Raw genomic sequence first — 13,295 nt, 5'->3', positions numbered from 1 at the left:
GGACGTCTGCGCAAGCGCTGACATCACCTTTCCCGGTTTTCACCGCGACGACACGCGATGCGTGCCGGCATCGCGTGTCGTCCATCGGGTGCTCAGCGCGCCGGCAGGTAGCGTGACGGGTCGATCGACCGGCCGCCGTAGCGCAGCTCGAAATGCAGCGCGACGCGATCGCTGTCGCTGTTGCCCATCTCGGCGATCGATTGCCCTTGCGTGACCGACTGGCCTTCCTTCACCAGCAGCGCGCGGTTGTGCGCGTAGGCGGTCAGGTAGTCGGCGTTGTGCTTCAGGATGATCAGGTTGCCGTAGCCGCGCAGCCCGTTACCCGCATAGACCACCACACCCGGCGCAGCCGCGACAACCGGCGTGCCCGGCGAGTTCGCGATGTCGATGCCCTTCGATTTCGAGCCGTCGAACGTGCGGACCACGTTGCCGGCGGCCGGCCAGATCAGCGCGATGGTCGTGGCCGGCTTGACGGCCGATTCGACCGGCGCGGACGGCGCGGGGCGGGCCCGGCCGGCACTGCCGGTGCCGGTGGTCGACGGCGTCGATGCGGTGGTCGTGCCGGGCGGCGGCGCGACGCGCAGCACCTGGCCGACTTCGATCGCATCGGGGTTCGTCATCTGGTTCCAGCGCACGATGTTCGATACCGACGTGCGGTTGTCGCGCGCGATCTTGTAGAGCGTATCGCCGCGCTCGACGCGATAGAACCCGGGGCCGACGGGCGCGGAGCCGCACGCGACGAGCAGGGCGGCGCAGGCGGCTGCGAAGAGTCGCTTCGTTGTTGTTCCGAACATTGAACCTCGCAAAACCCTGCCGCGCGTGACGCGACAGGCAACACAAAACGTCCGATTTTAACGGGTTCGACCCGCGCACCGCAGTTTGGGCCGTTATCGGGGCTGCGGCGCGCCGGTTCCACGCGTGGCCTGACGGCGTTTCAGCCTGCGTATCAAGCCTGTGTATCAGCCGGCGAGCGGGAGGACGCGAATCCGCAGCGTGGCCGTTTCGGTCGCGCCCGGTGCGAGCAGGCGCAGCCCGCGGCCGTTGTGGATCGCATCCGGCAGCCCGAGCCACGGCTCGACGCAATAGAAGTCCGAATCGGGCTTCTCGGTCCAGGTCGTCACCGCGTACCACGGGATCGAGCCCGGCACGTCGAGCGCGATCTCGATCGTGCGGCGGCGGCCCGGCATCACGATGCGCACCGGTGTGGCCGGCACGCTGTCGAGGCAGTGGAAGCGGTCGAGGATGTCCGGGTTGTCGAGGCGATAGCGGGCCTCGCCCGGCTCGGGCGTGCTGATCGACCCGTCGGCCTGCTGCGCGCAACGATGCGTGGGCGGCAGCTCGAGCGTGGTGTCGGCGCGTTCGCCGTGCGGCAGCGCGAAATAGAAATGGTGGCCGGCGTAGTAGGGCAGCGGCGTGTCGCCGCGATTGGTCGTCGTCAGCGCGACTTCGAGCGTGTGCGAGTCGGCCAGCCGGTAAGTCGCCTCAAACTGGAAGTCGAACGGGTAACTGGCGCGCAGCGCGTCGGTCGCGTCGAGCGTCATCGACAGCGCGGTGCCGTCGGCCGACGGGTGCGCGGCGAACGGCAGGTCGCGCGCGAAGCCGTGCATCGGCAGGTCGCGCACCACGCCGGCGGCGTCGCGCCAGCGGCCGAGTTCGCCGTCGACGCGATGACGACCGAGGAACGGGAACAGCAGCGGGTTGCCGCCGCGCACGCGTGCGAGGTTGCTCCAGTCGGCCGAATCCGGCCAGAAGATCACCGGTTCGCCGTCGACATCCCATGACAGCAGGCGGCCGCCGAATTGCGGCGCGATCCGGACGAGCGACGGGCCGGCGTGAAGTTCGTGAATGTCGTGTTGCTGGAAGGTCGGCATGGCGAATCGGGTTGGGCGGGTGGACGGGAACGGCGCGCTCCATTATCGGGCCGTGGCGGCTCGGGGAAAACCCTTCTCGGGAAATTGCGAGTTTTTCAGACTGTCATCGGTCGGGATAATGCCTCTAAACCGGTGATGTTGCCGGGTCATGACACTTCGTGGAGGGGGCCATGGATCTGGCAATGGCAATGGGTATCGCACTGTTCGGCATGTTCACCGGCAGCACGGTATTATTTTTCTATCAGCTCGGCCGCTGACGGCAATTCCTGCCGAAGTCGAAAGGCCCGCCATGCAAATGGCGGGCTTTTTGCTTTCTGAGCGCTTACAAATTGCAAGCGTTTGTGTGCATTGCCGCAATATCCAGCCAAATGCCTTGGCGCGGTAATCCGGGCTCGGCATAATCGGGGCGCGTTTTTACGGACGCGCATCGCGTCGTCCGCTTCTCTTTCCGCTTAATTTTCACTAAAAGGACCGACGCGTGAGTCTCTGGTTTCTGGTATTCCTGAGCGTCCTGCAGGGCGTCACCGAACTGTTCCCCGTCAGCAGCCTTGGCCATACGCTGCTCGTGCCGGCGCTGTTCGGCATGCACATCGACAAGCACGCACCGCAACTGCTGCCGTTCCTCGTCGCGTTGCACCTCGGCACCGCGCTGGCGCTGCTGTGGTATTTCCGCGCGCGCTGGATCGCGCTGATCAGCGGCTTCTTCGCGCAGCTCGGCGGCCGCAAGAACGACGACGGGCACCTGATGTGGGCGCTCATCATCGGCACGATCCCGACCGGCATCGTGGGGCTGCTCCTCGAGAAGCGCATCGAACGCGTGTTCCACGACCTGCGGATCGTCGCGGTCGCGCTGATCGTGAACGGCGTGCTGCTGTGGCTCGGCGATCGCATCCAGCGCAGCCGCGCGCATCAGGCACCGGAGAAGATGACGTTCAAGCAGGCGTTCTTCGTGGGTCTCGCGCAGATCGGCGCGCTGATTCCGGGCTTCTCGCGCAGCGGGCTGACGATGATCGCCGGCAATGCCGCGGGGCTGACGGCGGAGAAGGCCGCGGAATTCTCGTTCCTGCTCGGTACGCCGATCATTTTCGCGGCGGGGGTGCTTGAGCTGCCGAAGCTGTTCCATGCGCGCGACCAGCTCGCCGATGCGCTGCTCGGCGGCGTGCTGACGGCGATCGCCGCGTATCTGAGCGTGCGGTTCCTGATGCGCTACTTCGAAGGGCGTGGCCGGCTGGCTTCGTTCGGCGTGTATTGCGTGATCGCCGGTGTGTTCTGCCTCGGCTGGTTCATGCTGCATCCGCAGCCGGTTTGACGCTGCGAAGGTCGATCTCGCGTGATGCGGCGCGATGATCGGGTATAATTTCGGGCTCGGCTTCATGCCGGGCCCGTTTTGTTTCGGGGCTTCGAGGTTGGTGGTTTTGCTGCCGCTTGAAGCTTTGTGTCAAATGCGGCCCGCGCGAGCCGTGTCTTTTCTTCCCGACCGCCCTTAGCTCAGTTGGATAGAGCAACGGCCTTCTAAGCCGTAGGTCACACGTTCGAATCGTGTAGGGCGGGCCAGTGAAATCAGTTCATCAGCTGATATTTTCAAATTTCCCATCCTTTGTCGGCATGCTCGTGTACGCAGCATGCAGGTGTTTGCATTCAACCGGATCGCAACCCATCCATGCGAAGCCGGCTGCTCTCACTGACAAACACTTGATGGCGTCGTACGCTGAAATGCCAAGCCGGCCGCACGAGAAGATCGAGGCGGCGGTGCTTGGTTGGCTGACCTCCAACACTTCTCGATGTAACCGCAGATGCCAAGACGCTCCAAGTCTTGGCTTTTTTATACCGCTGACCAGCGTATTCCGTCGCAGATAGCTGGCTTGTGCCGGAATCGAAGTCCGGACGAGGGCCGCAATCCTGACCTTCAAACCGTCGCGCAAACGAAGGTTTGGCACCCTGGAGGCGTCCAGGCGTGCTCGACGGAGGGCGGGCAGGACCTCAAGGCCGCACGGACGGCGCAAGCGCCAACGCGGTTTCGAGCACGGCCCGTCCGAATGTGCGGGCGTATGCGGTCGCATCGGCGTCGTCGCGCGGTCGGTCGGCGCTCTCCTTGAACGGCAATTCGATGGTCATCGCCAGCGCATCGAATTGCTCCGCCACCCACGGGATGCACTTCCTTGGGCTCGCGTGATCAGGTCGGTCTACGGAATAGCCGCGCGCCGTCTGGAATACGGGGGAGCGCCGCAGCAGGTCCTCGTCGAACGTGCGGCGCAGGGCCTGCAAGCGTGGCGTCCAGGCGGGGCTGCCGTCGGCGCCCACCGAGAAGACGTGGGGCAGGACCTCGTCGCCATGGAAGTCGACGAGCAGGTCGAGCCCGAGCGCTCGCATGCGACGGCGCACGGCGGCCGTCTCGGGCGCATCCGGATACTCGCGGTCCCAGCAGCGGTTGAGGTTGGCGCCGTGCGCGTTCGTGCGCAGGTTGCCCAGGCGCACACCGTCCGGATTGGCATTGACGACGACATGCACGGCTGAGCCACCGTTCTCCCAAGCAGGACGCAGCTCGCCGCAAAGCCCCTGCACGAGGCCCTCGAGGCAATAACCGCCCTGCGATTCGCCCGGATGCTGGCGAGCCATGAACCAGAGGCGAGTGCGTGGCGCATTGCCCTCGAACGAGAGCATGCGGATCGGCTCGCCGAGCGCGGAGGTCCCGAGGGTCTCGAGCGTTGCGCCTGCCTGCGTCGCCTGAGCGACGAGGTTGTCCTCGGCGACGCGGTCGAAGGTCGGGAAATAGGCAAAGCGCAGGCGCCGGGCCGGGCCGGGCGCGTGGAAGACGAGCGCATCGCCATCGAAGTCCGTTGGCAGGCGGCGCCAGGCCGCCGCCTCGCCGCCATCGGCGCGCATGCAGACGCGATAATCGACCCAGCCTTTAGGGTAGGACGAGCCGGCCAAACCCTCGATGCGCACGTCGATGCCCTCGGGCGGCAGATCGACCAGCTCGAACGCGAACCATTGGGCGAATTCGGCGGCGTTGTCACGGCGCAGACGCAAACGCAGGGGAGAGCCGCTGGTGGGAGAGGCAACGTGATCGATGGCGGCGGCTTCGAAATCGGTGTCGATGTGCATAGGTGTGATCTTAGGACAGTTTCGCCGTAGGTCACACGTTCGAATCGCGTAGGGCGGGTCGGATGGATTCCTCGAAGACCCACACAGGTCCGCCCCAGGTTACCCAGCCCCGTCACTCAACCGTCACCGATTTCGCCAGATTCCTCGGCTTGTCGATATCCGCGCCACGCAAACACGTCGCGTGATACGCAAGCAGCTGCAACGGCACCACATGCAGGATCGGCGACAACAGCCCGTAGTAATCCGGCATCCGCAGTACCGACACGCCTTCGCTGTTGTCGATCAGCGTATCGGCATCGGCGAACACGTAAAGCTGGCCGCCGCGCGCGCACTTCCTGCATGTTCGACTTCAGCTTCTCGAGCAGCGCGTCGTTCGGCGCGATCGTTGCAACAGGCATCGTATGCGTCACGAGCGCGAGTGGCCCATGCTTCAACTCGCCCGCGGGATACGCCTCCGCGTGGATGTACGAAATCTCCTTCAGCTTCAGCGCACCTTCGAGCGCGATCGGGTAGTGCAGCCCGCGCCCGAGAAACAGCGCATTCTCGTGTCGTGAGAATTCCTCCGCCCAGCGCTCGATCTGCGGCTCGAGCCCGAGCACATCCTCGAGCGCACCGGGCACCCGCCGCAATTGCTTCGTGTAGCGCGCGAGCTGCGCATCGTCGACATAGCCGCGCAGCCGGCCGAGCGTGACCGCGAGAATGAACAGCGCGACCAACTGCGTCGTGAACGCCTTGGTCGACGCGACGCCGATCTCCGGGCCGGCCCGCGTCAGGAAGCGCAGGGCGGTCTGGCGCATCATCGCGCTGGTCGGCACGTTGCAGATTGCCAGCGTGTCGACATGGCCGAGCGCCTGCGCGTACTTGAGCGCGGCGAGCGTGTCGGCGGTCTCGCCGGATTGGGACACGCTGACTACCAGCGTGTTCGGCATCGCGAGCGCATCGCTGTAACGGTATTCGCTCGCGATCTCGACCTGCGCGGGCAGGCGTGCGATCGTTTCGAGCCAGCGGCGCACGGTCAGGCCGGAATAGTGACTCGTGCCGCACGCGAGAATCAGCACGTTGTCGATCTGCTCGAACGCCCGCGCGGCGTCGGGGCCGAACACGGCCGGATCGAACAGCCCCGCATCCGGGAGGGTCGCGGCCACGGCCTGCGGTTGCTCGAAAATCTCCTTCTGCATGAAGTGCCGGTACGGCCCGAGTTTGACCGCGGCCTGCGCGGAGGAAATGGTTTGCACCGCGCGCTCGACTGGTGCGCCGCAACGATCGAGTACGCGCACGCCGCCCGGCCTCAATTCGACGATGTCGCCTTCCTCGAGAAAGATGAAGCGGTCGGTGATGCCGGCGGGCGCGAGCGCATCGGAGGCGAGAAAGCATTCGCCGTCCTTCACGCCGACGACGAGCGGTGAGCCGACTTTCGCGCCGATCAGCCGCTGCGGCTCGTGCTTGCTGAACACGGCGATCGCGTACGCGCCGTGAAGCTGAGAAGTCGCTGCACGGACGGCGGCGAGCAGATCGCCGCGGTACTGGCTGTGGATCAGGTGCGCGACGACCTCGGTGTCGGTCTGGCCATCGAATTCGTAATGCACATCGGAAAGTTGCTTGCGCAACGTTTCGTGGTTTTCGATGATGCCGTTGTGCACGAGTGCGATTTCGTCGCGCGAGAAGATCGGATGCGCGTTGCAGGTTGCCGGTGCGCCGTGCGTCGCTCAACGCGTGTGCGCGATGCCGGTGCCGCCGGCGAGGCCGGTGGTGCGCACGTGCGCGTCGAGATCGGCGACACGCGACACACTGCGTTCGCGACGCGCCTGGCCGTTCACGACCGTCGCCACGCCTCATGAATCGTCGCCGCGATACTCGAGGCGACGCAAACCTTCAATCAGAATCGGGACGATGTCCCGTTGCGCGACCGCGCCGACGATGCCACACATGACACGTCTCCTCCCTGTTAGTCATCATGGACCGCGCGCGTCGTTGCGTCAGCGCGATGCGGTTGCCGTTGCCGCTGCCGTCGTGAATCCGCATCGAGCGGCGATGACGGGCGCGGCCATCCGGCTTTCGAATGCCAGATAAAGCGACTCCTCTAGTACGTTCCAGTGCGCGCCGTGCCGGTACGGGCCCGATCGCGCTTGCCAGCAGGCGACGGTGCCCCAATCGTTCATCTTGAGCGCTACCAGCGCGATCAAGCTCCACGGATAATCGGTGTTGGCGAGTTGCGGCCAGCTCTTGCCGTACTTCCGCATCCCCTGCGCGTAGAACGTCTCGCCGGATTGTTCGGGAACCTGAATACCGGAAAGGAGCGGGAGGATCTGCACCGACGACGCAAAACTGCCGCACATCAGTTAGAGTTGGAGCCCGGGGCGATTCCGCATACGATTCTGGCGCCCCCTGGGCAATGTCGAACCCGCCGAGGCCGAACGTGGCACGCAAGTGCTGCGATCCGAGTCGCCATTTCTGGCAGCCCCGACATGATCGCGTTGCCTGAGTGACGGTTTGCATGGGGCAGAATCCGGGCTGGTGCGTGCCCGCTATCCATCCGGATCGCGGGCCCGATGGCCATCCCCAGCCAGCCGCGCCAATCACCACGCATTGACCGCCGGCCCTGCCGGCGGAGCAGTCCACAAGACGGCGCGGAGCCGGCGCAGCAGAGCGCACCCGCCGCCGTTCGAATCCCCACCCGGCACCCGTGGTGCGATGCGGGCGCCTCGACCAGGAGGTGAACGATGATCACGCTGACCGTCAACGGTAGCGAGCAGCACTTCGACGGCAATCCCGACATGCCGTTGCTCTGGTATCTGCGCGATGTCCTCGGCCACACCGGCACCAAGTTCGGCTGCGGCATGGCGCTGTGCGGCGCCTGCACCATACACCTCGACGGCGTTGCGATCCGCTCGTGCATCACCCCGGTCGCAGCCGCTTCCGGCAAGCGCGTGACGACGATCGAGGGACTGTCGACGAACGTCGATCATCCGCTGCAGCAGGCGTGGCAGGAACTGAACGTCGCGCAGTGCGGCTACTGCCAGTCCGGGCAGATCATGCAGGCCGCGTCGCTGCTGAAGACGAATCCCCATCCGACCGACGCCGACATCGACGATGCGATGTCCGGCAACATCTGCCGCTGCGGCACCTACACGCGCATTCGTGCGGCGATCCGCCTGGCTGTGCGCCGCGGAGGTGCCGCATGAGCGCGCCCGAACTCTCCGTCCATAACGAAAGCCGTCGCGCGCTGCTGCTCGGCTTCGCATCCGGCGGGCTGCTGCTCGCGTTCGGCGTGCCGTCGCTCGTCCACGCGGCGACACCGGTGCAGCCGCCCGTCAGCGCGAATCCGCAGTATGGCGGCGCCGGGATGCCGCACGGGTTGCGCGACGATCCGCACCTGTTCGTCGCGATCGCGCCGGACGGCACGGTCACCGTGACCTGCATCCGCTCCGAGATGGGGCAGGGCGTGCGCACGAGCGTCGCGCTCGTCGTGGCGGACGAGCTGGGCGCCGACTGGGCGCGCGTGAAGGTCGCGCAGGCCGTGGGCGACGAGCCGCGCTACGGCAACCAGAACACCGACGGATCGCGCAGCCTGCGCCAGAGTTTCGCCGCGTTGCGCCGCGCGGGCGCGGCCGCGCGCACGATGCTCGAACTGGCGGCAGCCGCGGCGTGGGGCGTCGATGCACGTCAGGTCAAGGCGACGGTGCACGAGGTCGTCGACACGAAGAGCGGGCGCAAGCTCGGCTTCGGTGAACTGGCGGCGAAGGCAGCGGCGCTGCCGGTGCCGGATCCGGCTACGGTGGCGCTGAAGGCGCCGGCTGAATTTCGCTATATCGGCAAGGGTGAAACGGCGCTGATCGACGGGCGCGACATCGTCGGCGGCCGTGCGCACTACGGGATCGACACGCGGCTCGACGGGATGCTGTATGCGGTCGTCGCGAGGCCGCCGGCCTACGGTGACACGGTCGCATCGGTCGATGCATCGGCGGCGGAGAAACTGCCGGGTGTCGTCAAGGTCGTGCAGCTTGCGCCAACACCGCTGCCGTCCGGCTTCCAGCCGCTCGGCGGCGTGGCCGTCGTCGCGCGCGATACGTGGACCGCGATCCAGGCGCGCGCGCAACTGAAGATCGACTGGAAGCGCGGGCCCAACGCGAACTACGATTCCGCCGCGTATCGCGAGACGCTCGAAGCGGCTGCCGCGCAACCGGGCGACGTGATCCGCAACGACGGCGATGCAGCGGCAGCGCTGGCCGGCGCCGCGAAGCGCGTGCGGGCGACGTACTACATCCCGCATCTCGCGCACGCGACGATGGAGCCGCCCGCGGCCGTCGCGCGCGTGGCCGACGGCCGTTGCGAAGTATGGACCTGCACGCAGGCGCCGCAGACCACGCGTGACGAGGTCGCGAAGGCGCTCGGGTTGCCGACGGAGCGCGTGACGGTCAACGTGACGCTGCTCGGCGGCGGTTTCGGCCGCAAGTCGAAGCCCGACTACGTGGTGGAGGCGGCGCTGCTGTCGAAGGCGGTCGGCGCACCCGTCAAGCTGACGTTCACGCGCGAGGACGACATCGCGCACGACTATTTCCATGCGGTGTCGCTCGAGGCGTTCGACGGCGGGATCGATGCGTCGGGGAAAGTGGTCGCGTGGCAGCATCGCACGGTCGCGCCGTCGATCCAGTCGACGTTCAGGGCCGGTGTCGTGCATGAGCAGCCGGGCGAGCTCGCGCAGGGGATTGCGGACCTGCCGTTTGCGATTCCGAACGTGCGGATCGAGAATCCGGCCGCGCAAGCGCACACGCGGATCGGCTGGTTCCGCTCGGTCTACAACATCCCGCATGCGTTCGGCATCCAGAGCTTCGTGTCGGAGCTGGCGCACGCGGCCGGTCGCGACCCGAAGGACTTCCTGCTCGACCTGATCGGGCCCGCGCGGCGTTTCGAGCCGCACATCACGGTGAAGAACGCGAACTACGGCGAGGATCCGGCGCTGTATCCGATCGATACCGGCCGGCTGCGGCGCGTGGTCGAGACGGTCGCGCGCGGCGCCGGCTGGGGGCGCAAGATGCCGAAGGGGCACGGGCTCGGGATCGCCGCGCATCGCAGCTTCGTGTCGTACACGGCGGTGGTGTGCGAGGTGCAGGTCGATGCCGACGGCAAGATCACGGTGCCGCGGGTCGACATCGCGATCGACTGCGGGCCGCAGGTCAATCCGGAGCGGGTACGCTCGCAGCTCGAGGGCGCGGTGGTGATGGGGCTCGGCATCGCGCTGCACGGCGAGATCACGTTCAAGGACGGCCATCCGGAGCAGAGCAACTTCAACGGCTTCCAGGTGCTGCGCATGAACGAGGCGCCGCGCGAAATCCGCGTGCATCTCGTCGCACCGGACGATTTTGCGACACCGCTCGGCGGCGTGGGCGAGCCGGGCCTGCCGCCCGTTGCGCCGGCGCTGACCAATGCGATCTTCGCGGCGACCGGCACGCGTATCCGCAGCCTGCCGATTGCCGATCAGCTCGCGAAGCCGCACGCGGGCTGACGCACACTATTCCCCACGCCGGGCCGCATCGTGCGGCCCGGTGCACATCGACCCCTGCGCAAGGAGCGTGACGTGGCCTCTTCCGAAGTCAGTGTGATGCAGTCGGTTTCCCCCGCCGAATGGGATGCGCGAGTCAACCTCGCGGCAGCCTATCGTCTCACCGCGCTATTCGGCTGGGACGATCTCGTATTCACCCATATTTCCGCACGCGTGCCCGGCCCGGAGCACCATTTCCTCATCAACCCGTATGGGATGATGTTCGACGAGATCACGGCATCGTCGCTGGTGAAGGTCGATCTCGACGGACGCAAGGTGTCCGAATCACCTTACGAGATCAACCCGGCCGGCTTCACCATCCACAGCGCGGTGCATGCGGCCCGCGACGATGCGCTGTGCGTGATGCATACGCATTCGATCAACGGCGTCGCCGTATCGGCGCAGGAAGGGGGCTTGCTGCCGCTGTCGCAGCAGTCGCTCGGCGTGCTGGCGTCGCTCGGCTATCACGACTACGAGGGCATTGCGCTCAACGAGGGCGAGAAGGCGCGCCTCGTGCAGGACCTCGGCGCCAACACGAACCTGATGCTGCGCAACCACGGCCTGCTGACCGTCGGCGCGACACCGGCAGACGCGTTCGTCGCGATGTACTTCTTCGAAGCAGCCTGCATGATCCAGGTCCGCGCGCAGGCCGGCGGCGCTGCGTTGTTGCCGATCGGCCAGCCGATTCTCGACGGTATCAAGCAGCAGATCGCCGCGGTGACGCGCGGGATGGGCGCCGGGGCGCTCGTCTGGCCCGGCTTGCTGCGCCGGCTCGACCGGCGCAATCCCGGTTACGCGGACTAGCGCATCCGTCGTTGTCGTTTTAGAACGACCGTGCTAAATTCCTGCCAGCACTTTCCGTCACGGAATCCTTCATTCGGCTGACGAAGCCGGTCCCGGGAGGCAGCACGATGAGCTTGTTGATGTCGCGACGCGATCTCGCGTTCCTGCTGTACGACTGGCTCGACGCCGAAGCGCTCGTCGCGCTGCCGCGTTACGCCGAGCACAGTCGCGAGACGTTCGACGCGGTGCTCGACACCAGCGAGCGGATTGCCGAAGACCTGTTCGCGCCGCACGCGGCGCGTGGCGATCGCGAGGAGCCGCAGTTCGACGGCGAGCGCGTGACGCTGATCCCCGACGTCGCACCGGCCGTGCGCGCCTTTGCCGACGCCGGGCTGATCGCCGCGGGCCACGACGAAGCGCTCGGCGGCATGCGCTTGCCGAAGCTGGTCGAAGCCGCATCGTTCCTGTTCTTCCAGGCCGCGAACATCGCTACGTCCGCCTATCCGTTCCTGACCGCCGCCAACGCGAACCTGCTCGTCGCGCACGGCAGCCCCGCGCAGATCGACGCATTTGCGCGCCCGGAGCTGGAAGGGCGCTATCTCGGCACCATGTGCCTGTCCGAGCCGCAGGCCGGTTCGTCGCTGTCCGATATCGCGACACGGGCGGATTTCGAAGGCGATTCGCCGCTCGGCCCGCGCTACCGGCTGACCGGCAACAAGATGTGGATCTCGGGTGGCGAACACGAGCTGACGGAGAACATCGTCCACCTCGTGCTCGCGAAGATTCCCGACGAACACGGCCGGCTGCCGCCCGGCACGCGCGGCATCTCGCTGTTCATCGTGCCCAAGTACCTGCCGGGCGCCGATGGCGCGGCGCAGGGCGAGCACAACGACGTGGTGCTCGCGGGGCTGAACCACAAGATGGGTTACCGCGGCACCACCAACTGCCTGCTGAATTTCGGCGAAGGCACGCGCTACCGCCCGGAAGGGCGCGCAGGCGCGATCGGCTATCTGGTCGGCCAGCCGAACCATGGCCTCGCCTACATGTTCCACATGATGAACGAAGCGCGCATCGGTGTCGGCGCGGGCGCGGTGGCGCTCGGCTACACGGGTTATCTGCATGCGCTCGACTATGCGCGCAACCGGCCGCAGGGGCGCCCGCTCGGGCCGGCGGGCAAGGATGCCGCCGCGCCGCAGGCGCCGATCGTCGACCATCCGGACGTGCGGCGCATGCTGCTCGCGCAGAAGGCCTATGTCGAAGGCGGTCTCGCGCTGATCCTGTATTGCGCGAAACTGGTCGACGAAGCACGCGCGCATGACGATGCGGACGTGCGCGCTCAATCCACGCGCCTGCTCGACATCCTGACGCCGATCGCGAAAAGCTGGCCGTCGCAGTGGTGTCTCGCGGCGAACGACCTCGCGATCCAGGTGCACGGCGGCTATGGCTACACGCGCGATTACGCGGTCGAGCGGCTCTATCGCGACAATCGCCTCAACCCGATCCACGAAGGCACGCACGGGATCCAGGCGCTCGACCTGCTGGGCCGCAAGGTCGCCCAGGACGATGGCGCGTTGCTGCGCGCACTCGATGCGCGGATCGGCGCGACCGTCGAACACGCGCGAGCGCTTGGTGCCGAGCTGCGCGAGCAGGCCGATGCGCTGGCGCGGCGCTGGGCGCGGCTGGTCGACGTCACGCGGCAACTCGGCGCGGTCGGCGATCCGCAGGCGCGGCTCGCGAACGCGAGCGTCTATCTGGAAGCGTTCGGCCATCTCGTCGTGGCGTGGCTGTGGCTCGACGTGACGCTTGCCGCGCACGGGCACGCCGACGATTACCACGACGGCAAGCGTGCGGCGGCCCGCTATTTCTTCAACTGGGACTTGCCGAAAGTGGATGCGCAGCTCGATCTGCTCGCGCGCGTCGACACGACGACGCTCGACATGCGCGACGCGTGGTTCTGATCGTTGTTTCACCGACATTCCGGAATGCAGACGATGTCG

At 66.7% G+C, this 13,295-nt stretch carries 8 protein-coding genes, 1 tRNA gene and 2 pseudogenes; 6 read left to right on the top strand and 5 right to left on the bottom strand.

Annotation, left to right across the window (positions count from 1 at the left end; genetic code table 11):
• Positions 1–92: 92 nt before the first annotated feature.
• Entirely contained in the window at positions 93–794 is a 702-nt protein-coding gene (locus CFB34_RS17285) for a peptidoglycan DD-metalloendopeptidase family protein (RefSeq protein WP_089439765.1), read from the bottom strand.
• Between the two features lie 165 nt (positions 795–959).
• Positions 960–1,871 (bottom strand): aldose epimerase, encoded by a 912-nt coding sequence (locus tag CFB34_RS17280; protein ID WP_089439766.1) that lies wholly within the window; start codon positions 1,869–1,871, stop codon positions 960–962.
• Between the two features lie 478 nt (positions 1,872–2,349).
• Here CFB34_RS17280 and CFB34_RS17275 point away from each other — a divergent pair, with 478 nt between their 5' ends.
• Positions 2,350–3,180 (top strand): undecaprenyl-diphosphate phosphatase, encoded by an 831-nt coding sequence (locus CFB34_RS17275; RefSeq protein WP_039347620.1) that lies wholly within the window; start codon positions 2,350–2,352, stop codon positions 3,178–3,180.
• Positions 3,181–3,348: 168 nt separating this feature from the next.
• Positions 3,349–3,425: transfer RNA gene (locus CFB34_RS17270), tRNA-Arg, on the top strand.
• Positions 3,426–3,851: 426 nt separating this feature from the next.
• Here CFB34_RS17270 and CFB34_RS17265 read toward each other — a convergent pair.
• The 3 genes and pseudogenes from CFB34_RS17265 to CFB34_RS17255 all read right to left on the bottom strand — a co-directional run.
• A complete protein-coding gene (locus tag CFB34_RS17265; RefSeq protein WP_089439767.1) occupies positions 3,852–4,976 on the bottom strand; it encodes a M14-type cytosolic carboxypeptidase in 1,125 nt (374 codons plus the stop codon).
• A gap of 112 nt (positions 4,977–5,088) precedes the next feature.
• Positions 5,089–6,805: pseudogene (gene glmS, locus CFB34_RS17260) on the bottom strand (glutamine--fructose-6-phosphate transaminase (isomerizing)).
• A 147-nt stretch (positions 6,806–6,952) separates the two neighbouring features.
• Positions 6,953–7,285 (bottom strand): annotated as a pseudogene (locus CFB34_RS17255) (hypothetical protein); the annotation flags it as partial.
• Positions 7,286–7,696: 411 nt separating this feature from the next.
• Here CFB34_RS17255 and CFB34_RS17250 point away from each other — a divergent pair.
• The 4 genes from CFB34_RS17250 to CFB34_RS17235 all read left to right on the top strand — a co-directional run bounded on the left by CFB34_RS17250 (position 7,697) and on the right by CFB34_RS17235 (position 13,256).
• On the top strand, positions 7,697–8,158 hold the full coding sequence (locus CFB34_RS17250) for a (2Fe-2S)-binding protein (RefSeq protein ID WP_089439768.1): 462 nt from the start codon (positions 7,697–7,699) through the stop codon (positions 8,156–8,158).
• Entirely contained in the window at positions 8,155–10,479 is a 2,325-nt protein-coding gene (locus tag CFB34_RS17245) for a xanthine dehydrogenase family protein molybdopterin-binding subunit (RefSeq protein ID WP_089439769.1), read from the top strand. The genes CFB34_RS17250 and CFB34_RS17245 overlap by 4 nt, the downstream gene beginning before the upstream one ends.
• Positions 10,480–10,551: 72 nt before the next feature.
• Positions 10,552–11,319 (top strand): class II aldolase/adducin family protein, encoded by a 768-nt coding sequence (locus CFB34_RS17240; RefSeq protein WP_089439770.1) that lies wholly within the window; start codon positions 10,552–10,554, stop codon positions 11,317–11,319.
• A gap of 107 nt (positions 11,320–11,426) precedes the next feature.
• Positions 11,427–13,256, top strand: a complete 1,830-nt coding sequence (locus CFB34_RS17235) for an acyl-CoA dehydrogenase (protein WP_089439771.1) — start codon at positions 11,427–11,429, stop codon at positions 13,254–13,256.
• Positions 13,257–13,295 lie beyond the last annotated feature (39 nt).

Origin of the sequence: Burkholderia sp. HI4860 (assembly GCF_002223045.2) — a bacterium.
In the GTDB taxonomy this organism is placed as follows: Bacteria; Pseudomonadota; Gammaproteobacteria; order Burkholderiales; family Burkholderiaceae; genus Burkholderia.
The sequence above is the reverse complement of the archived record's forward strand: the minus strand, read 5'-3'. Positions and strand labels throughout refer to the sequence as shown.

Excerpts from the sequence above, each read along its gene's own strand:
- CFB34_RS17235 (WP_089439771.1), top strand. The coding sequence starts at position 11,427 with ATGAGCTTGTTGATGTCGCGACGCGATCTCGCGTTCCTGCTGTACGAC.
- CFB34_RS17265 (WP_089439767.1), bottom strand. The coding sequence starts at position 4,976 with ATGCACATCGACACCGATTTCGAAGCCGCCGCCATCGATCACGTTGCC.
- CFB34_RS17285 (WP_089439765.1), bottom strand. The coding sequence starts at position 794 with ATGTTCGGAACAACAACGAAGCGACTCTTCGCAGCCGCCTGCGCCGCC.
- CFB34_RS17250 (WP_089439768.1), top strand. The coding sequence starts at position 7,697 with ATGATCACGCTGACCGTCAACGGTAGCGAGCAGCACTTCGACGGCAAT.
- CFB34_RS17245 (WP_089439769.1), top strand. The coding sequence starts at position 8,155 with ATGAGCGCGCCCGAACTCTCCGTCCATAACGAAAGCCGTCGCGCGCTG.
- CFB34_RS17280 (WP_089439766.1), bottom strand. The coding sequence starts at position 1,871 with ATGCCGACCTTCCAGCAACACGACATTCACGAACTTCACGCCGGCCCG.